The following is a 21,211-nucleotide window of genomic DNA, read 5'->3' as shown; positions in this document are numbered from 1 at the left end:
GATGCGGGGCCTGGTTCCGGTTCTCCCTCCGGGTCCATCAACACGCTGGCCAAGGACACGTTTACCAAGGAGGCGTTTACCAAGGACACGCTGACCAAGGACACGCTTACCAAGGACACGCTGACCGAGTTGCGCGACCTGACCCGCGCGTTTGCAGCGGAGCGGGACTGGCAGCAGTTTCATACACCGAAGAACCTGGCCATGGCGCTGACCGTCGAAGTCGCCGAACTGGCCGAGCATTTCCAGTGGCTGCGCACGGGGGCGGCTGAAGAACTCGATGAGCGCAAGCGTGAGGGCATCCGGCATGAGATGGCGGATGTGCTGCTTTATCTGGTGCAGCTGGCCGATGCTACTGGAGTGGACTTGCGCGCGGCGGCGCTGGAGAAGCTGCGACTGAATGGGGAGAAGTATCCAGCCGCTGTCGTGAGGGGCGATGCGCGGAAGTATGATGAGTATTGATTCTCCGACGGTCAGTATCTTGGTGATTCGAGATTTTCTTCTTCAAGGCCAGCTTCGTACCCCTTCCATTCGGGGAGCCTTGCCGGCGGCAAAGGTAAAATTTCGTCCAGCTTTGAAAATTTCAAATCTGGATTAATTTTCAGGGCCGCTTCTATTAATTCATATCGTCGACTACGTTCAACGTCGATAAATATTCCTATATTCGCAAACTCTTGGTTTTGTTTTTTATTATATGGCCAGCTCCCCTTCTCAAATAAGAATCTAAGTTCTCCCGCGCAGTCCTCGCATCCAAATTTTACGCCCTGATGGTAAATTTTTATGCCTTCAGCATAATTTCCACGCACCATCAAATGCAGACCCAGCTTGTCCGCGGCCGGGCCATGACCTTGTTCAAAAGCGCATTTTAGCATCGCTTCCTCATCTTTCGGCCTACCTGCTTGGGCATAAGCCTCGGCTAACGTCATCTGTGCATCTGGACTTCCTAGCTCTGCCGCTCGGAGGTAGTACGCCCAAGCAACTACATTGCTCTGTTTTGCACCTCCATAGCCATATTCGTAAGCCACGCCCAAGTCATAAAATCCCCAAGGCTGCCCCACGGCGACTGCAGATCGAGTTATCGCTACAGCCTTGTCTGCATCAGGCTGCAAGACATTGTTATTAGAGAGCGGGCCCAAGCCTTCCCGATAAAAATATGCCATCAATGCACGAGCGCCCCAATCGCCAGCATCTGCCCCAGCTTGCACACCAGAAAGCACTTTCGAAGCTTCTAGTTTCGTAAGTTTCCATTCAATTTTGCTTCGCCATAAATTTCGAGCTTCAATATATGATCGATATGCATCAGGATCACGTGACTTAGGCATCTTGTCTCGCCATAGAGCACAGCGTGGCAATGGATGGTGGATTACAAAATGCCGAAGCCCATCAGGCAACTTATCCATGCTTGAATATCCTTTGGGTATTATTAAAAAAGCCACCATAACTCCAGCGACGAGCATGGCGACCGAATAACGAATTTTTCTGTCTATCGGAGCCATACTAGATCAACGGCTTTCCGGGTTTTCGATTGACATCGAATCGAACGATTTGCCCAGCCAGAGGCATACCCGAACTTTTGATAACATGGTTATGCTTCATCGTATTGAACCATATTTTATGCGTCTCAGCCATTGATTTTCTGGCTTGAGGGCCTTCATCAATAGAACATTGCCTGAACAAATCACATCGCAGTTTGTATGCCACGTCCTGTGCATCACTTAATATATTCAACTCGCTGTCGATTGCCATACTTCGCATATTCAGATTCGCCGATCCCAATGTAAATACAACGTCATCAACTATGGCCACTTTGGCATGAATATAAATTTCTTCGTAATCTTCGGCCCGCAAAGGCCATCCCTCTTTCTTCTCGGCACATGTCCACAGCGACCCCATTACGACATTGATACCCTGCTTCCTCAACTGGTCTGGAGTTAGTGGCATTGCTCTCTTCCCTTGTTTTGCATTTTCCACTGCTTCCGCGTGTTCAACGGTCATGGTTGCGCTTTGCCCGATCCTCTCCGCTACTCCATATGTGTGTAAATCCATTCCGTCGCGTTCTGGCGTTGATGTCAGGATGAAGACATAGAGCTCGCTGCCATAGTCTGATTCACGCATCTGCTTTACACAATCCCGCAAATGCTCTGCCCAAGGCTCATATTGAACGTATTGATTTTGAATAAAAATATAGTGCCTGGCCTGACGGGTAAGGTTCGCGTAGCATTCCTTGACACTCTTCTCTCCGCGCTCTGGTTGAGTCCGCAAAAGCTGTGCGCTGTGCTTTCCATTCTTGACTACAAAGCTTTTCGACGGTATTGATTTTCTTCTATTCACCATAGCTTCGTCGTAATCGGGAGGAAATAGGGTACGGTAAGCAGCTTTTGGACTGGCCAGAAGCCAATCGATCGATAACATATGGGTGTCTTTATCCCACGCTCTTGGCTGGCTGGAGGCCAACCATGCTTCGCAGAAATTATGATTCAAGTTTGCAAGTATGGGACCGCGTACGCGACAAGAAACATCCTGATAAGGTTTTGCAATAAAGCTGATCCGGTCCAGATGGACTTCCAGTGACATCCGGCGCTCTTCAGCACTTGTGATCGGATAACGGTATCCAGGCGAGTAGATGCCAGAGCCCTGAAAGTCAGCCGGCTCGGGGCTCTCATAGCGCCTTGCTGCTGCCGCCGGCTCTTCACGGTAAAACCTTTCACGAAGCGGGCTTTGAAAAGGATGGTCGATCGTGTCCCAAAAATCCGTTAGACAGTTGTGGCCCATGACATAACCCTTGGCAACCTCGGGTTGTTCAAAGTCGATCAACATCATCTTTTGATGGTGTGTGGCATAAATCGCAGCCACTCCTCCGATAACATTTTTTGGAACTGGTGGCTCTCCTTGCAGGGAAGATGGCAGGTACAGAGCAGACAAATTCCTGAGCCTAAAATCGATGTTCGGCACTGCACCATTAATAATTTCATCGAACCAGTTTGCGTTGTAATTCTGATGTTCTGTGCTGTAGTATCCCGACACGGCACAGCCTACGGTCGGATAGCGCTGCCCGTAGAGACCCGGGATATTCTTCATCATACGCTGCGATATAACGTTATCGTGCCACACAAGTATTCTGACTTTGACAGCTTCTTTCCCTCGGGACGCGACCCTTTTCAAAAGATCGCCAAAACGTTCCCCCTTATGCGCGGAACCCTCCCTCACCAGTATCATTCCTGGATCGAAACCCCAAGTGATAATATCGACGGAACTCTGTGCGGATTCGATATCGGCGGCAATGCTGTCGAACATAAGATCCCCCGCGATTATCGGTTCGAGAAAACACGAGTGCATCGGCCGGTAAACAGGCTCAGGGGTCCGCACCCACCAAGGCTGGGAAAGGCACTGCTGGGGCGGTTGCCCTTTGCGGTACACGAGAGTTTGTTTGTAGAGCTTGGCGTTATCGTTCATGCCCATCTCAGCCTCCTAGGTCCAGTTGCGCATTGCCGGGTTTGACAGCAAACGGTCTTCTTCCATTGATGCGGTTTCCTCGAGAAGCGATGGGCCGGCGCACTGGTAGCCGTGGTGCCCGATGCCCGCACTCAGCTCATGGTCTTCAGGCTCCTCAGTGCAGTCGATTTCATAAGTGTCGCCACTTGGCAGCTCCACCATGTATCTGGCATCTGCATTGATCTCGTGCTTGAAGACGAAGTTACCGTCGTCATCAGCCTTGCCTTGTTCGACCACGGAGCCATCCTTGTACAGCTTGTATGGGACCCCGGCTTGCGGTCGCCCACCGGCGGCGGCATGGCTACCCAGGTTGAATATTCCCTTCCCTTTCAAGTCCGCCTGTAGTGGCATCACATTTGCGATATCGAGGTTTTTCGCCCCCACGAACTCGTGCTTTGACGCATGCGATCTGATAATCCCTTTGGTCCCCTTCTCGATGCCGCCACCATTGAGCTTCATATAACTCCCCGCACCATTCAGCACGATTTCCTCTTTCGCCGTGATCGTGATCCGCTCAGCGTCCAGAGTGATGTTCAACTTGGCCAGGAGATGGATGCTGTTCGTAAGCGCCTGAATATCGATATCGCCTGACGCAGCAATCAACCGCATTCCGACCTTATGCACGAACAAGCGCAGGCCTTGACGAACGCTGGCAAATAGTCCGTCATGCGTTGCGACCGAAAGGTTCCCGCCGCTCGTAACCGCCACATGTTCGCCACTTGCGATATGGACCGAACGGGTAGCCGTGGCAGCGATCCCTGCAGCACTGGACAAGACCACGTGCGGTGCTGTCAGTTCAGGAAGTTCGCCACTGCCACCTTTAATGCTGCCGTTCTGGTTTTCCAAAGCTTTGGCAGTCCTGGCTTGCGCTCCGGTGTTTTTCTCGTCATGCTGCTGTGCGAGCTCCGCCAGCGCATCGTGCTGCCAGTGCGCCTGGGCCAAACGCATTTCGGTAGCCGCCATGGCTTTCACGGAACCCGTGGCCCCGGTCCGTGCTTCGGTCGTCATCAACAGACCTTGTGCGGCACGTACTACACCATGGCCATCCGTGCGCAGTTCAAAACCATCACCGCGCTTCTCCTTGTGTCCCGCAATGCTTTCAAGCCGGTGAATTTGTCCCAGGGACAGCTGGCTATGCAGGTGATCGCTGCGTAGTTGTGCCTGGATCTGGTCCTTTGTATCGTCGAGTACCAGTTGGTTGCCCCGGAAGCCGGCGATTTCCTTGGAGCGAATGCCTGTCAGTGCGCGCTGACCAGGCAATTCCCAGGGGGCCTTATGGCGCTCGTTATAGACGACGCCAGTAATGATGGGCCGGTCCGGGTTCTCGCCCAGGAATTGCACGACCACTTCCTGCCCGATACGCGGCAAGCCGATCTGGCCGAACTGTGCGCCAGCCGTCGGCATCGCCACGCGGACCCACGCCGAGCTGTTGTCATCATTCTTGCTCTCGCGGTCCCAGTGAAACTGCACTTTCACTCGGCCGTAAATATCCGTGTAGATTTCTTCCCCGGGTGGCCCGGCTACGATGGCGGTCTGCACACTGGGAGCCGGGCAAGGATGGCTGTTGAAATTGCGGCCCGGCCGCCATCGGATTGTCCTGCGCAGGCAGGTGAATTCATTCCGGTAGTACGATGGCTCGTGCTTGGCGGAGTGGATGTTGTTGCCGGCCCAGTGCCGAACGGCGGTGATCAGGTAATCACGCTTGGCGATCGGATCGCGAAGCGCCACGTTTCGCACTGGCCAGTTCATCTTGCTGCTGTGATGTTCGGCCAATGCGAAGCTTCGGCCAGGCATCGCTGCGCGATCGTTGCCGATTGCCCTGAAATACTGCGTGGTCTTATCTGCCTCTTCCATCCGCCGCCGCGCCAGGGCCTCGCCCGCGTGCCCATCGGGATACCCGTATTCGCCCAGGTTTTCATACACCTCGTATGGCGGTACGTCTTCACCCTGGTGGTTTTCCGATCCCCGGCCAGCAACGAATGGCGCCGGCCTCTTGTAGTCGAAGCTGGCAAGCGCCGTCGCACCCGATCCCATGCGGCGCACGGCCTGCCATTGGCTGATGCCATCGCTTTCGGCCGATCCGCCGAGAGCGAAGTACTGCATCATGCCCGGTTCGACTTCCCGTGTGCCACAGGCATCGATCGCATCAGCCAGCGTGCTGTCATCCGACAGCCATAGCGTGTGACCGTCCAGGCGGTGTTCATACCAGTAATAGAAGCCAGCGGCTTCCCAGCGCCGATGCAAATGATTGTGGTCGGTTTCGTTGTATTGAGCCTGGTACGAGATCGTCGGCGTCGCAGCGTTCATGGAAACTCGCCAGTCGCGCTGGAGGTAGTGCGCAAAAGTCTTCTCCGTCATTTCAAGGGCGGTGCAGCCTTTGAACGCCGTGCAGTTCTTGCGAAGCTTCGTGAACGCCAGCCATGGTTCCAGCACCGCGCGGTAGAAAACGAACCCGCCGTCGGTCTTCAGGTAGCGGAACTGGGTGATGAAGCCATTGAAGTGACGTTCGGTACCGTTGTCGCGCACCAGCGAGACTGTCATCATCTTGCCGATCATGTCTTTCAACGGGATCGCGGCATCGTCGGACAGGAGCTCGACATCGAAGCGGAAGCCGCGCGACAGTTGTTCACGCGCCGATAGCGTGTTGACGACGAGCGCGGCATCCGGCCCGTCGTTATGAGGGAAATGCGAGCGCAGCAGGCGTCCCGTCTGTTCCAGCACCCTCATCACAGCAGTGCGTGGAAGTTCATTACCATTCAACGGCATGAAATGACTCCTCTCGGTTCAAGTTGCAGCAGATAGCGGATTTCAACAAGCGACTCAGCCTCGCCAACCAGGAACATGTCTTCTCCCAGCCGGCGCATCTCGCCCGGCGTGTCCGAAAGAACCCAAGGCTGGATGCAATCCGGTCCTGGCAGCAGGCATATCTCGAATTCGAGCTGCGACTGGGGAGTAGCAAGGACCAGCAGGTCATGCAGCAGCCTGGCGCCCGCGCCATCCGGCAGCAGGCGATAGAAATCTGGCCGGGTGAGCGGGCCGATGACGATGCGCAGGCGCCGGTCCACGCGCCACACTTCCGGGCCGAGCGTGATGGACCCGAGAATGCAGTGTTCGCTCCCCAGGATGAATTGCTGTTCGGGCGGGATGACGTCCCAGAACCCGGCATACGATTCAACGACAACGGGCAGCTCCAGTTCCCAAACAAGGATGTGTTCGAGCGCCGCTGCAGAAACCGGGCGCGAGCGCAGCAATCCTGCGTACCACGGCGTGATCTCGCTCTTCACGTCGAACTTCCCGCCGAGCATTCGCAACATGCGCTGCGATGCGTCGCGGCCCTCGGCAATGGGGGCGAGCTCCAGCCGGGGCTTGGCCCATGCCTGCCATAGCTGCCCAACCATGCGGGTCGAATAGATGTCGAAGAAGGCACGTGGCGCCGGATTGCCTTCCGCGGCCGCATGGGCACAGCGGTCCGTGTCATGGAAGGGCAAGGTGCCGGCGGTTCCCAGCAAGCCGAAACAGGCCGGCGTCAACGCGATCCGCATCTCTTCATCCGCTTCTTCGGCACGCAACGCTTCCACTTCGGCAGCCGGGAATGCCAGCGAGAGGCTGTTCTCGAAGCGCAGCACGCGGGTGAGCGCGTCATCGTGCGGTATGCGGTGCGAGGCGAGCCAGCGCAGCAGCAGCGTGACCGCTGGCATGAACTCGAACCGCCACGGTTCGCTGAAAATGCGGCCGATCAGGCCGGGCTTGCGTATCCGCTGCGTCGTTTGCATCGCAGGATCTCCTTTTTGTCGCGCTGCGACAGCAGCACCAGTTCGACATAGCTGTTGACCTGCACGTACAGCGCCAGGAACTGGTCCATGACCTGGGCGAACAGGTGAATGCCGCTGCCGGTGAAAGCCTCTTCCTCCACCGTGATGTGGACTTCGATGCCATACACCAGCGACGAGCCGCAGGCATGCGGCATCCAGGCGGTTGTTTGCTTGTGATCGAGGCCAACGATCCCGGCGATCAGACGCTCGGCCACCACGGACCGGGGCAGGTTGTGCAACTGGAGTAACTCGGTCAGCGCCGGCAGGCCATCGGGTATCAGGGCGTGGTGGTTCAATGACAGGCATCCGATCAGGTCCCAGTGCGCTTCGCCCGAAGCAAAGCGATACACCGGAGTCGGGGCGGTCACGAAAGAGACGTGTCCTCCATCCGGCGTCTCGGACATCGACAGGTCCCCACCAGGAAGCCCATATCCCAACTGAACGGGCAGATCACGGTTGGTGCACGTGATATCGACGCTGACCGTGTTGCGCTCTTCGAAGTCCGCATCCGCATCGATCAGCGCCAGGCGTTTTTCAAAGCCGGGACTGATCTCGGCCAGGATGTCGTCGTGGCGCAGTGCCCAGTGATGCCCTTTCGCGACAGCGCCATTGCGGCGGGCATGCAGGCGCGTGAATTCGACGACGCCTTCCGTTCCCTTGGTCTGCTTGCAGACACGGTCGACGGTATAGACCTCGTATCGATCCGGCTGCGTGGCATCCGGTACCAGTGGATAGTCGGCCTTGGTGCCGGTAACCGAGATCGGCCTCGCATGGTGCGCGAATAGGTTTACAACCGGAACGCAATTCAGCCGGAGGTTCGACGGCAAAAGCGTGCGCAGTATGCGGGCGGCTGCACCATCGGGCCGGATGCGCGACAGCGCGAGATGGAGCGTGACGGTATGCGCGCCCGCCGGCAGCAAGGAGCGCAGGGCGGCAAGATCGATATCGACAAAGCGGAATTTGTCGGAGAAGCAAAAGTATTCCGCCAGCACGCGCCATGCCGGATGCGAACGCTTGCCGAACGGGATCAGTGCCTCGCCTTCGCTGAAGCCAGCCGGGCTTACCGGCACACTCGCCAATGGTAGCCACCGGCCATCGGCCGCTTCGACGAAGGCGCTGCCCGTGTGAATGAACAGTGCGTCGCGCAGGGCCGCATGCAGCGAAGGATCGCCATCGATGAATACGCTGAGCTTATCCAGCAGCAGATCCCTCAATGGAATTCGCCCGGAGATCGATGCGATGGTGATCGACAACGCCGCGGTTGCATCTGTCGCCAGCCTGGTCCCTGCGGGTGCCCTGATCAATGGATCGAACGATGCGGCCACGATCGCAACCGGCGCCAGCGACAGTTCCGCTGTCGTGCGGAAGCGGCATTGCACACCTGCCACCACCTGCTTTGCTTTCAGTTCCGTGCCACGCGGGATCACCCGCGGCACGTTCGCTGCGCCCACATCGAACGAGGCGACCGCGCAAGACGGAAACGGCCGCAACGCATGCGGATATAGCGCTTCGAGCAGTCCCTCCGTGAATTGCGTGTAGCCGTCTTCGAGTCGCTTGTCGATGCGCGCCGCGAGCAATGCCGTGCCTTGCAACACGCGTTCAGCTTGCGGATCGTCCGCCGGAATACGAATGCCGCCGGCGACGCGTGGGAAACGGGCTGAAAACTCGGCGCCATAGCGTCTCAGGAACATCAGGTTGCGTTCGAAATGGATCAGCAAGTCTTTCATGGAGCCCGTCCTGGAACGATGGAACCCCATTATTCGGTGACCTGTCACCAGTCAAGTTGCGCGCCATCAATGAAATTCCACATGGAAACATCATGCTATGGCTCACTTCACGCGAAAGGAGAATCATGAGTATTCCTTCGAAATTACTGTGGGCGAGAGGCCTTCCAATAGGCCCCCAGCAGATGCAACAGCAGGACCGCTATCACGAAGTGCGCCTGCAGCAGACGGCCATGACGATCAACCCAAGCCTGTGGGGTGTTCGGCGGGTAGTCTGGGAAACCGACAAGCTGGCCAACAATATGCTCCATACGGAAGCGCTGTCGCTGCTGTTTCCCGACGGCGAGATCTACGACGCTCCTGTGTCGGATACGCCGCCGCAGGCAGTAGATCTGTCAAGCCTGCCGGCTGAACATTCCACGTTCACATACTTCGCGGCGCTGCCGATGTTGAACATGCATGGTGGCAATATGACCCACGAAGCGCGCTATGCACGCGAGGACGCGACCACTGCCGACCTTTATTCGGGAGGCCTGGCACTCGACGTGGCCTACCTGAAGAAACGAGTCTGCCTGCTGCCGGAATCCATGGCACGCACGGGCTATGTATCCTTCCCCATCGTCCGCATCAAGCGCTCCCCCACCGGCGGCTTCGAACTCGATCCCACCTTCATGCCCCCGTCGGTCACGCTGGCCACGGCGGCCGGCCTGCCCGGCATGCTCGATGCGCTGCTGGCCAAGCTGAACGCCAAGATCGCGGCGCTGTACGAACGACACCGCCTGAACGGGCGCCAGGCCTTCGAAGTCCACGGCGGCGATGCCGCGTCGTTCTGGATGCTCAACGTGATCTGCACGGCGGCGGCGCCCCTGACGCATGTGGCACGCTATCGCCAGCACCATCCGGAATACGTGTTCGACAGGCTGACCGCGCTGGCCGGCGGCTTGATGACGTTCTCGCCGAAATATGCGCTGTCCGACCTGCCGTCGTACCAGCACGACGATCCCGGCCCCGGCTTCTTCCGGCTCGACGCGATGATCCGCGACCTGATCGACACCGTGATCTCGTCGCGCTACTTCACGGTGCCGCTGACGCCGGATCCCGTCAGGATCACGCACCACCACGGCGTGCTCGATCCTGCGCGCGTGGAGCGGCGCACGGAGCTGTGCCTCGCTGTCAGTGCGGACATGCCGGCGCTGGAACTGGTGGCGGCCGTGCCGGTGCGCTTCAAGATCGGCGCGCCGGACGACGTTGAGCACATGATCGGCGCGGCCTTGCCGGGCGTGGAACTGGTGCACATGGCGCAGGTGCCCGGCGAAGTGCCGGTGCGGCCGAACACCTACTACTTCTCGCTCACCGCCAAAGGCAGCCTGTATGAAAACATGCTGAAGGCGCAGGCGATGGCGATCTATGCGCCGAGCGGCATGAAGGGCTTGCGGATGGAATTGTTCGGCATTGCACCGTAGGGCTTACCGCAACCCGAGCGGGTCGCGGATGGCGCGTTCGACGAGTGGCCAGCATGGGGAGCTGGGCGCCACCTCGTCGTAATGGCTGGCGCCCGGCAGCACGATGACGTCGGCGGGATCGCCGGCGGCGCGGGCGCGGTGCGCATAGGCTTCGGCGACCGAGGGCGGCGAAATACTATCGAGCTCGCCGTGGATCAGCACCGTGCGGATCCCGGCCGGGAGCATCTCCGCCGGCGATGTGTCGGCGAAAACGTCGGGCCGCTCGCGGCTCGGCACTCCGGCCAGTTGCGCCGTCTCGCGCTCGCAGCTGGAGTGGATCAGCGATGCCTGCAGGCGCAGGTCGGCGAGGCCGCCCAGGCTGATCACCGTGGGAATGGGAAGCGGATCGGCTACCCAGGCCGGACTCCATCGAGGCAGCTTGTGGCGCGACGCGGCCCACTGCGCCAGGTGCCCGCCCGCGGAATGGCCGACGATGACGATGCGTTCCAGGTCGAGTACCGGCTGGGCGTGCAGCAGGTCAACGGCGCGGCCCATGTCCTGGTACATCCCGGGATAGCCGCCGCCCTCCTCGTCGTGCCGGCGGTATTCGACGTTCCACACGGCGATGCCCTGCGCGGCCAGTGCGCCGGCCATGGCGCGCATCTGCGTGATGCCGCCGTATTGCACGGTCCAGCAGCCGCCGTGCACCAGTACCGCCACGGGAAACGGCCCGTCACCGGCAGGCAGGAACAGCTCGACGAATTGCGACGGCGCGGGGCCGTACGCGATGCGCGTGTCCGGCGCGGGGCCGGCCAGCGCAAGATAGTCCTGCAAGGTCATCGGAGAAGTCATGGCGGCCAATGGAAAACGGGGCAGTGCGCAGTATAGCGCCCTGCCCCGCCGCATCAGTTTCCTGCTGCTACTTTACGCTCCCTCATGCCCCCTTGGAACTTGAACTTAGAACTTGAAGCTGGCGCGCGCGTAGTAGTAGCCGCCATTGATGCCGAACGGCGAGAACGACGGGTACTTCGTCACGCCCGCGTTGTCCAGGTTCGCGCGGTACACGGCCATCAGCTCCGCATTTACCTCGTCCGGATACTGGTTGAACAGGTTGTTGGCACCGGCCGACAGCGTCCAGTTCGGGTTCAGCTTGTAGCTCACTTCAAGATCCGTGATCGCCGTGGTGCCGATCTCGTTCTTGTAGTACGTGCCGCCGTTCGGCGAATCCCACGTATGGGACTTGCCGTAGATCGCCTCGCGCAGGTTGACGGTCCAGGCACCGGCGCGCCACAGCGCACCGATGTTGACGCGGGTTTTCGGCGACGCGGTTTCCAGGTTCGAGATCGCCGTGCGGTCCAGCAGCGTTTGCGGCTGCAGCTGTGCCGGTGCCTGGTTGATCTTGGTGACGCGCACCTGGTTCCAGTTGGCCGCCAGCGACCAGTCCACGCGGCCGTACTGGCCGTAGTTGCTGTTCAGCGTGGCCACCAGTTCCAGTCCGCGCGAACGGGTGTTGACGGCGTTGGTGAAGATGTTGATGCCCGTTTCGCTGACCGTCGGATCGAGGATGTTGCCGTTGGCGAGGATCGCCGCCACCACCGCCGGCGAGTTCACCGCGCCGCCCGAGCCGTACACGGAACCGGAACCCACGATGCGGTCGCGGATCTTGATCTGGTAGGCATCCAGCGTGACCGACACGTTGTTGGCGGGGTTCAGCACGATGCCGGCCGACAGGTTGGTCGACGCTTCCGGCTTCAGGCCGTCGATGCCGACCAGCTTCGCGCCCGCCGAATTCGGCGCCAGCTGCACGAATGCGCTGGTGGGGCCCACGTTGGTGGCGGAGTAGTACGACTCGGCCAGCGTGGGCGCGCGGAAGCCGTTCGAGTAGGTGCCGCGCAGCGCGAAGGTCGGCGTGAAATCGTAGCGGCTGGTCAGCTTGCCTACCTTGGCATTGCCGAAGTCGGAGAAGTGTTCATAGCGCGCCGCCAGGTCGACCGTCAGGCCGGCGATCGGGAACATGATGAAGTTCGCGTAGACCGCCTTGTTGTTGCGGTCATGCTTGCCGGCGTCCGTCAGCGAGAAGCCGGGGTACGACTGCGAGCCTTCCTTGTAGCGCGAGAACTCGTCGCCGGCCTGGATTTCATATTCGTCCACGCGGTGCTCGAGGCCCAGCGCGAACGTCGACGGTTTCGCCCAGCCCATGTCCATTTCGGTCGACATGTCGAAGTTGTTGGTCCATTGGCTGGCGATGAAGGTCCCGGCATGGAACACGGTCGGCGTGAAGCCGGTATCGCGGTACAGCGACACATTGGCCGAATCGACCACGCCGATTTCCGCCTTGTCGCGGCCATACGTGGTCGACAGCTCCCAGTTCCATGCGCCGCCGAACTTGCCGCGCGCGCCGGCCGTGAACGCGTAGTCGATCTCCTTCATCGTCTCCTTCGGGCTGAAGCCGAGCGGATAGACTTCCGGCAGGCGGTTCGGCATGCGGTAGTTCTCGTAGGCGCGCGCTTCCTTCTTGCCCCATGTGGCGAAAGCGTACAGCGAGGTGTCGTCGTCGATGTCGTAGCCGGCGTTCAGCGCCAGCGTATTCAGGTGATACTGCGCATCGCCGGCGATCTTGTTCAGGTGCGGATAGCCGGGTGCCTGCAGCAGCGGCATGCTGGCGATGTTCTGCGGGGCCGTCACGCGCGGGTCGATGTTGCCGCGGTCGCTGTAGCCGTGGTAGCGCGATTCGCCCGTGAGGCTGAGGAAGCCCTTGTCCGTCAGCCGGAAGCCGATGTTGGCGGTGCCGTCGCCCGTGTGGCCGCCGCCGTCGACGTAGGCGCCACCGTTCACGTTGCCGGACAGGCCCTGGTTGTTCGACTTCAGGATGATGTTGACCACGCCGGCGATGGCGTCGGTGCCGTATTGCGCGGCGGCGCCATCCTGCAGCACCTCGATGTGGTCGATCGCGGCCACGGGAATGTAGTTCAGGTCGGCGGCCGCGCCACCCTGGTACGGGCCGCCCAGAACGGCCAGGTTGGCGGTGCCGTGGCGGCGCTTGCCGTTTATCAGCACCAGCGTGTTGTTCGGCGACAGCCCGCGCAGCCGCGCCGACAGCGTGAGGTTCGCCGTATCGCCGCCGAAGGCCTGGGCGGTGAACGACGGGATGTTCTGTGCGATGGCCTGGATCAGGTCCGGCTGGCCGGTGCGCTGCAGCGAGGCCGCGTCCAGCACCTGGATCGGCGAGGCGCTGTTTTCCGCTTTCAATCCGCTGGCCCGGGTGCCGGTAACGATCACGGCGCCCATCGAAACCGGCGCGCCGGCGGCACCGGCCACGTTTTCCGCTTGCGGTTCGGGCTCCGGTGCGCCGCCCGGCTCGGCGGCGAGCGACAATCCGGTATGCAGCAGCATGGCGGCGGCGCCCGTGGTGATGATGGCCTTGTGCATGGTGATTCCTTTTCTTTTATTGGAGATGGAAAAACGGGTGCAGCGAAAAACGGGCGTAAAGGGTCCTCCTGCCGGCGCGCGTGCCGGCAGTTTCCCCGGACCTCGACGGCCCTTGCAGCGTCAGCTCATGTAGTCAGCTCATGTAGTCAGCTCATGACCTCAGCTCATGAACCCATTTCATGAAGTCAGCTCATGAAGCCGGACTATTTTTTGGCGGCGACGACCTCGATCTCGACCAGCCAGCCGGCGGAGTTCAGCCCGGCCACCGTCATCACCGCGCGGGCCGGCAGGTTCGGCTGCGGGCCGCCGAAGAATTGCGTGTAGCCTTCCATGAAGCCCTTGACGTCGCCACGGCCGCCCTTCGACGGGTCGCCCACCAGGAAGACCTGCATCTTCACCACGTCGCCCATCGTCAGGTTCATACCCTTCAGGATTTCCTCGATCTTCTTCAGCACGCCCACGGTCTGCGTCTTCGTGTCGCCATAGGCGGCGATCGTGTCGGGGGTGGCGGCCTTGTCGATCATCGGCGGTACCTGGCCGCTGATGAAGTGGATCGTGGCGTTCGGCGGAATCGTGACCGCCTGCGCGATCGGGAAGTCCGAACCGGGAATCTTGTGGCGGACGATGTCCTGCGCCGTGGCCGAAGCGGTAACGACGGCGGCGGCCATCAGCAGGGTGGCGGCGATATGCTGTTTCATGAAGCCTCTCTTTCAGTGTTTGTTGGACATCTGTCCGGCCGAGACCACCCCGGCCGAAATTTCGGTACGCAGCGCCGCGACATCCCCTTCGGGAACGCCTGGCGCCTGGTTGCCCCAGCTGGAGCGGGCGTAGGTCAGCACGGCGGCGATGTCGCCGTCGGTCAGGTTCTGCGAAAAATCGGGCATGCCGCCGCGGCCCTTGAGCAGCACGGTCGCGGGGTCCTTCGCCGGCCCCTGCACGAACGCGTTGCCGGCCAGCGCGGGGAAGGCACCGGGAATGCCCTGGCCGGTGGGCATGTGGCAGGCCGCGCAGTTCTTCTGGTAGACCGCCTTGCCGTCGGCGGCGCTCGCGTGCAGCGGCGCGGCGGCCGTGAAGCCGACCAATGCCATGAGTGCAGTTACCTTCATGCCATCGCCCTTTCATGGATGCGCGCCATTTGCTGCCACGCCGATTCGATCGCGCCGGCCTGCCAGCCCGTCAGGTACGACAGGTGTTCACCCGCCAGCAGCACGCGCCCTTCGCCTTCCAGCAGCGCCGGATAGGCGTTCTTGCGGCTTTCGTCGTTCCACTCGGCCCAGCCGCCCAGGTTGTACTGCACTCGGTGCCAGGCCACCGAGAATGCGTTGTCGAACGCATCGCGGTAGGCCGGGAAGATCTTTTCGCCGGCGGCCAGCGCGAACTCGGCCCGCTCGGCGGGGGTCAGGCCGCTGACTTCGATCGCCGCGGTCTGGTAGTTGTAGTAGCCCAGCACCACGCCCTTCTTCTTCTGCCAGCTGGTCGACGGCAGCGAGATCGTGTTGATGCCCTTCATGTCGGTCAGTACGTGGCCACCGTAGATGTGGTCATCCTCTTCCCAGAAGCGGCGCTTCATCTGCAGGCCGATCTTGCCGACCGGCGCGTAGGCCACCGACTTGATGGCGGTCTTGAAGCCGTCCGAGAAATCGGTGTCGACCATGCGCAGCGTGGAGAGCGGCATCGTGCACAGGCAGAAATCTGCCGTGACGGCGCTTTCCTTGCCCGACTTGGTATCCTTGAAGGCCACCGTCACGCTGTTCTCGCCGTGGCTGATCTTGCGCACTTCGGCGTTGTAGCGGATATGGCGGCCCACGCGTTTCTCGAATGCCTTGGCGATCGCGTCCATGCCGCCCACCGGCTGGAACATCGTGTTCTGCATCGGGTAGTCCTGCACCGCGCTGTAGATCTTGCCCACGCCGGAAGCCAGCAGGTCATGGAAGGCCAGCGGGTCGGAGAACGCACCCGGTCCCGGAGTCACGCCGGCGCCCGGATTGACGGCGAAGCCGCGGCCACTGCGGCCCTTGTAACTGAGGTCGCCCGCCGCCAGGTGGCCTTCGTGCTTCAGGTAGTCGAGCAGCGCGCGCTGGTCGTCGCTGGAGAGCGCCTTGTCGAGCTGGTGGTCCTGCACCGACTTGGCCAGCAGTTCGGCCACGTGGCCGCGCATGTCCGCCTTGATCTGCGCGGGGCGCAGGCGCTGCTTCGACAGCGGGCCGCCGTTTTCCAGGTAGACGAAGGAGTGATCGTTATCGTTGACCATCACTTCCAGCGGCACTTCGAACAGGCGCGTGTAATGCAGCGTGGACTGGTGGTGCAGCGGGATACGCCAGGGGCCGTGGTTGATGTATTCGCCTTTCTCGAAAGCGCAGCGCTGTGTTTCGCCACCCAGTTCGGTCAGCTCGAAACCATTGCGCGCGGTCTGGCAGCGGCCGCCGGCGAAACCGCGCGCTTCCAGTACCTGCACGCGGTAGCCCAGCTTGGCCATCTCGTAGGCGGCCGTCATGCCGGCCAGCCCGGCACCCAGGATCACCACCGATTTGCCCTTGCCGCTGCCGGTCAGCGCCGGCGGGCCGGACATCGTCGATGCGATGCCCATGCCCCAGGCATTCATCGCATTGAGCAGCAGCCCGGTACCGCCCACCGCGGCGGCACGGTACAGGAAATCGCGCCGCGTTGCCGCCTTCATCAACCCTTGTTTCATCGCTGCCCCTTCTTGTGTAGGTGAACATGCTTGCACATGGGTATCTAAGCAATCGGTATGCCACTGCCTATCTGGTAAGCACTCTTTTTGACGAGGCGAATGAAGTGGTTTCGCGCCTGGCGGCCGGTGCGCGCACGCATCGGCGACCGCCACCGGCGGCAGTCATGGGTGGCAGCAGTCAATCGCAGCCCTGCCAGCGTCCAGACATTGTTTGGCGGAGGGTGCGGCATCAAAGTCGCTGCGGCATTGCGCGGTGCACCAGTGCGGCGCACGAAAAAAAAGCGCGCCGGGCGGCGCGCTGAAAATACAACGAGGGTGAAGGAAATCAGCCGACGAAACCGGCGACGATGCGTTCGAAGCTGGGGTGCTGCCCGGCTGCCGGCGCGCGCCGGATCGGGGTTTCCGGGCGGGTGAACGGCTGGGCCGCCGCGATGCCGCGCTGCACCGGCTGGCAGGGATGGAAGCGCATCGGCGCGGCCGGGTCGGGCAGGTAGACGCCGTCGCCCGTGGATTCGCCATGTTCGTCATGCGCCACGCGCACGACCCAGCGGCCGCGCTGGCGCGCCCGCTCGAACCAGCGTTCTTCCACCGCCTTGGCGCAGGTGTACAGCTGGCCACCCAGGCTGATGCCCTCTTCCGTCACCAGCGCATCGTGCAGCGGCAGCAGCGCGCAGTGCACCAGGTCTTCCGCATACTGCTTCAGCGCGGCGCCCCGTTCGCGCACGCCCCAGTCCCACAGCTGCAGCGGCGCCGGGCCCACGCCATTGCCGCTGCCGTTACCTATTCCCTGCAGGTTGTGTTCCAGGATGGCGTCGATCACGAGGCGGCGGAACTGCTGGAGGTCGAGTGCGCCGTCCAGCGGGCCCAGTTCGGAAGACAGCGCGGGCGCCATGGCCGGCGCGTCCGCACGCAACAGCGCGAAGCGGCGCTCCAGCGCGGCCCGCGCCGGCACCTCGGCCGGAATCCCTGTCACGCAGCGCACGCCGAAATTGTCCTGCAGCGCGCGGCCGCCGTCGCCGCCGGCCAGCGCACCGGGCACCAGCAGCCGCTCAGGCAGGTGGCGGCATGGCCAGTCCTGCGTGGCGATGACGCGGCCATGGCGCAATGCCTGGCGCGGTTTGTCGGCTGCGCAGTTGGCCAGCGCCATCAGCGCATGGCGCCATGCCGGCGCTTCCAGGCTGACATGGAAGCCCGTGACCATGCCCGAGAACATGTCGCTGACCAGATAGATGACGGGCCGGCCAGCCAGCCGGCGGCGTTCGCCACCACCCAGCAACTGCACGTCGGCGCGCACGGCGGCAATCTGGAAGGCGGCACCGGGCCGTCCTTCGGCTTCCACCTGCGCATGCGGTGCCAGCGGCAGCGGGCGCGGGGCGGGCCGCAGGATGCGGCCCTGGTCGAGCCAGTAGCTGAACTGCCCGAAGCTGGGCACCTCGTCGCTGCCGGCACCCCGCACCACCTGCAGCGTCTCGGGCATCACGCGGCGTTCGCAGAAGAACTCGCGCAGCATGGCCTCGTAGGCACCGCGCCGCGAAAAGCGCAGGCCCGTGTACGTGGCAGCGGCCACGCGGAAGACCCGGCGCATCGGCTCGTCGACATTGATGCCCTGCGGCGCGCCTTCGCGGCGCGGGCGCCCGCGCTTGATGCCGGCGGTGGAGGAGCGTGTCTTGCCGCGCGCGCCGCTGTTCGAGTAATCCGGCAGCAGCGCATTCGGCGTCTGCCCGCGCTGCCAGTAGCGGCGCAGGTAACGGTAGATCGTGGGGTGCGACACGCCATGGCGCGCCGTGTACTCGGCGATCATCTGGCCGCGCCGGCGCGATTCGTAAATGCCCGGTTCGTCGGCGGTCAGTGCCGCGACGATGGTCCAGGCCCGCTCGCGCAGTGCGATGTGACTGGGCTTGGTGGTTTCCTGGTCGGCCACTACCAGCCATGGGTCGTCGGCCAGGCGCCGGGCGCGGCCCGAGGCCAGGTCGGCTTCCAGGTCGGCCAGCCGTGCCGGCTCCACGTCGCAGCCTTTGCCGTCCATGTCGAACAGCCAGGCCAGCGTGCGCGCCGGGTCGATCCACAAGACGCGGACCGTGCGCCGCCGCGGCGTGCCGTATTGGAGTAAATCGTTTCGCAGTAAGGTATGCAACAACATCCGTCCTCCCCGCTGAAGAGAAGTAAATACAGATGTATATGCAATTACCGGGCCAGCCCTTCCCGAGGGTGGCCCACAGGCATTTCAGGGCTGAAATGCCTGCCGGCGGCCGCGGCGGGCCTTATTGTGGTGCAACCAGGGCACCGCGGCCGTGCACAGGACACGCCGCGGCACCGAAGCGGTGGCTCAGCGCTTCGCTTTTGGCTTGGCGGCCGGCTTTTTCGGCGGGGTATGCTTGCCGGACAGCGGCGGCATCGCATCGGCCTTGCTGATCTTCAGCTGCTGGCCGCCGACCCAGACCTTGCCCAGGTGCTTGAAGATCTCGTCCGGCATCCCGTCCGGCATTTCCAGCACGGTGTGGTCTTCGAAGATCTCGATGCGGCCGATGTAGCGCGCCTCCAGACCGCTTTCATTGGCGATCGCGCCGACGATGTTCGACGGCGTGGCTTCATGCTTCGTGCCGACCTCGATCCGGTAGGCGCGCATCGCCAGGCCATCCTGCGCCCGCTCGCGTTTCTTTTTCTTCGGGGCTTCGTCCTCGCTGACGGCATCGGCCACCACCGCGTCCAGGCCTTTCGGCGCGGCTGCCCGTTCCTCGCGCGGGGCCTTCGGTGCTGCCGGCCGCTCCTCGCGCTCCGCTTTCGCTTTGGGCGCGGGTTTCGCTGCCGGGGCGGCAGCCTGGGCCGGTGCCGCCGCAGGCTCGCCATCGCGGCGGATGCGCATCGGCCGGCCCGCCACGCGCACCTGGGTCAGGGTATCCAGCACGTCCGGTGCCAGGTCGGCGGGCATGTCGAGCACCGTGTAATCCTCGAAGATCTCGATGCGGCCGATGAACTTGGAGTCGACGCCGCCTTCGTTGGCGATCGCGCCCACGATGTTGCCCGGCTTGACACCATCCTCATAGCCGACTTCGATGCGGTACGTGGCCATGCCCGGCTCCGGCTCGCGGGCGATGCGTTCCTTCTTCGGATACGCCGGGCGCTCGCCACGTTCGGGCCGCTCGAAGCGGTCGCCGCGGTCGCCGCGATCACCGCGTGGGCTGCGCTCCTCGCGCTGCGGAGCGGCCGGGCGGCCATCCTCGTGCCAGCCCTTCTCGGCCTTCTTGTCGAGCAGCAGCGGCGAGTTCCCGCGCGCCATCATCGCCAGCGCGGCGGCGATTTCGCTGGCCGGCACATCGTGCTCGCGCTCGTATTCCTCGACCAGCGACTGGAATTGTTCCAGGCCGCCGGCGGCCAGCGTTTCCGTGATCTGATCCTTGAAGCGCGCGACGCGCACGTCGTTTACGGCCTGCAGCGTGGGCAGTTCCATCTGCTTGATCGGCTGGCGCGTGGCGCGTTCGATCGTCTTCAGCAGGGTGCGCTCGCGCGGCGTGATGAACAGGATCGCCTCGCCGCTGCGCCCGGCGCGGCCGGTGCGGCCGATCCGGTGGGTGTAGCTTTCGGCGTCGTACGGCACGTCATAGTTGACGACATGGCTGATACGTTCCACGTCCAGCCCGCGCGCTGCCACGTCGGTTGCGACGAGGATGTCGATCTTGCCTTCCTTGAGCATGCCGATGGTGCGTTCGCGCGCGGCCTGCTGCATGTCGCCGTTGATGGCGGCGGCCGAGAAGCCGCGGGCGCACAGGCGCTCGGCCAGTTCCTCGGTGCCCAGCTTGGTGCGGTTGAAGATGATCATGCCGTCGAACGGCTCCGCTTCCAGGATGCGGGTCAGCGCGTCGAGCTTGTGCATGCCGGACACCAGCCAGTAGCGCTGGGTGATGTTCTCGGAGGTGGTGGTCTTCGCGGCCACCGTGATTTCGGCCGGGTCGCGCAGGTAGGTGTTGGCGATGCGGCGGATCGGCGAAGGCATCGTGGCCGAGAACAGCGCGGTCTGGCGCGACCCCGGCGTTTCCTTCAGGATGCGCTCGACGTCGTCGATGAAGCCCATGCGCAGCATCTCGTCGGCCTCGTCGAGCACCAGCGTTTTCAGCTTCGACAGGTCCAGCGAGCCTTTATCCAGGTGATCGATCACGCGCCCCGGCGTGCCGACGACGACGTGCACGCCGCGGCGCAGCGCGGACAGCTGCGGACCGTAGCTTTGCCCGCCGTAGATCGGCAGCACGTGGAAATTCGGGATATTGGCGGCATAGCGCTGGAATGCTTCGGCCACCTGGATCGCCAGTTCGCGGGTCGGTGCCAGTACCAGCGCCTGCGGCGTGTTCTGGCGGATGTCGAGCCGCGACAGGATCGGCAGCGCGAACGCGGCGGTCTTGCCGGTGCCGGTTTGCGCCGTGCCGAGCACGTCGCGGTTGGCCATCAGGTGGGGAATCGTCTGCGCCTGGATCGGCGAAGGCGCCTCATAGCCTACGTCGCTCAAGACTTTGAGCAGTGGAGCGGACAGGTTCAGGTCGGAAAACAGAAGGGGTGTGGCAGTCATTGCGGCACTCGCGATAAGTTATTGTTCGAATCGCCCAATGCGACAGGAAAGGGCGTAGTTTACCC

14 protein-coding genes are annotated in these 21,211 nt (G+C 62.2%); 2 read left to right on the top strand and 12 right to left on the bottom strand.

Annotated features, from left to right (window positions below; translation table 11 throughout):
* Positions 1 to 90 precede the first annotated feature (90 nt).
* Positions 91 to 459, top strand: coding sequence for a nucleotide pyrophosphohydrolase (locus tag OU994_RS04910; protein ID WP_281611581.1), 369 nt, complete (start codon positions 91 to 93; stop codon positions 457 to 459).
* An 11-nt stretch (positions 460 to 470) separates the two neighbouring features.
* On the opposite strand, the gene OU994_RS04905 is transcribed toward OU994_RS04910, so the two are convergent.
* From OU994_RS04905 to tssF, 5 genes are all read right to left on the bottom strand, one after another.
* Positions 471 to 1,397: a DUF6396 domain-containing protein gene (locus OU994_RS04905; protein WP_281609853.1), complete on the bottom strand. Its 927-nt coding sequence runs from the start codon at positions 1,395 to 1,397 to the stop codon at positions 471 to 473.
* 97 nt (positions 1,398 to 1,494) lie between these two features.
* Complete coding sequence (locus OU994_RS04900) at positions 1,495 to 3,450, bottom strand: phospholipase D-like domain-containing protein (protein WP_281609852.1); 1,956 nt, start codon at positions 3,448 to 3,450, stop codon at positions 1,495 to 1,497.
* Positions 3,451 to 3,465: 15 nt separating this feature from the next.
* Entirely contained in the window at positions 3,466 to 6,255 is a 2,790-nt protein-coding gene (locus OU994_RS04895) for a type VI secretion system Vgr family protein (RefSeq protein ID WP_281609851.1), read from the bottom strand.
* Positions 6,246 to 7,262 (bottom strand): type VI secretion system baseplate subunit TssG, encoded by a 1,017-nt coding sequence (gene tssG / locus OU994_RS04890; RefSeq protein WP_281609850.1) that lies wholly within the window; start codon positions 7,260 to 7,262, stop codon positions 6,246 to 6,248. Before tssG ends, OU994_RS04895 begins: the two co-directional genes overlap by 10 nt.
* Positions 7,226 to 9,028, bottom strand: coding sequence for a type VI secretion system baseplate subunit TssF (gene tssF, locus OU994_RS04885; RefSeq protein ID WP_281609849.1), 1,803 nt, complete (start codon positions 9,026 to 9,028; stop codon positions 7,226 to 7,228). The genes tssG and tssF overlap by 37 nt, the downstream gene beginning before the upstream one ends.
* Before the next feature lie 92 nt (positions 9,029 to 9,120).
* On the opposite strand from tssF, the gene tssK reads away from it, so the two are divergent.
* Positions 9,121 to 10,488, top strand: a complete 1,368-nt coding sequence (gene tssK, locus OU994_RS04880; protein WP_307731794.1) for a type VI secretion system baseplate subunit TssK — start codon at positions 9,121 to 9,123, stop codon at positions 10,486 to 10,488.
* 3 nt (positions 10,489 to 10,491) lie between these two features.
* On the opposite strand, the gene OU994_RS04875 is transcribed toward tssK, so the two are convergent.
* The 7 genes from OU994_RS04875 to OU994_RS04845 form a co-directional block, all read right to left on the bottom strand.
* Complete coding sequence (locus OU994_RS04875; RefSeq protein WP_281609847.1) at positions 10,492 to 11,319, bottom strand: S9 family peptidase; 828 nt, start codon at positions 11,317 to 11,319, stop codon at positions 10,492 to 10,494.
* 105 nt (positions 11,320 to 11,424) lie between these two features.
* The gene (locus tag OU994_RS04870) at positions 11,425 to 13,896 is read right to left on the bottom strand and encodes a TonB-dependent siderophore receptor (RefSeq protein ID WP_281609846.1); all 2,472 of its coding nucleotides are present in this window, start codon (positions 13,894 to 13,896) and stop codon (positions 11,425 to 11,427) included.
* A 203-nt stretch (positions 13,897 to 14,099) separates the two neighbouring features.
* Entirely contained in the window at positions 14,100 to 14,594 is a 495-nt protein-coding gene (locus OU994_RS04865) for a RidA family protein (RefSeq protein ID WP_281609845.1), read from the bottom strand.
* 12 nt (positions 14,595 to 14,606) lie between these two features.
* Positions 14,607 to 14,984, bottom strand: coding sequence for a cytochrome c (locus OU994_RS04860; RefSeq protein ID WP_281609844.1), 378 nt, complete (start codon positions 14,982 to 14,984; stop codon positions 14,607 to 14,609).
* 14 nt (positions 14,985 to 14,998) lie between these two features.
* Positions 14,999 to 16,588 carry a flavin monoamine oxidase family protein gene (locus OU994_RS04855; RefSeq protein ID WP_281609843.1) on the bottom strand — a complete coding sequence of 530 codons (1,590 nt, stop codon included), beginning with the start codon at positions 16,586 to 16,588 and terminating at the stop codon, positions 14,999 to 15,001.
* Positions 16,589 to 16,913: 325 nt separating this feature from the next.
* The gene (locus OU994_RS04850) at positions 16,914 to 18,722 is read right to left on the bottom strand and encodes a hypothetical protein (protein WP_281609842.1); all 1,809 of its coding nucleotides are present in this window, start codon (positions 18,720 to 18,722) and stop codon (positions 16,914 to 16,916) included.
* Between the two features lie 192 nt (positions 18,723 to 18,914).
* Entirely contained in the window at positions 18,915 to 21,146 is a 2,232-nt protein-coding gene (locus tag OU994_RS04845; protein WP_281609841.1) for a DEAD/DEAH box helicase, read from the bottom strand.
* Positions 21,147 to 21,211: the final 65 nt, after the last annotated feature.

Origin of the sequence: Pseudoduganella sp. SL102 (genome assembly GCF_027856995.1) — a bacterium.
GTDB classification, from domain to species: Bacteria; Pseudomonadota; Gammaproteobacteria; order Burkholderiales; family Burkholderiaceae_D; genus Rugamonas; species Rugamonas albidiflava.
The sequence above is the reverse complement of the archived record's forward strand: the minus strand, read 5'-3'. Positions and strand labels throughout refer to the sequence as shown.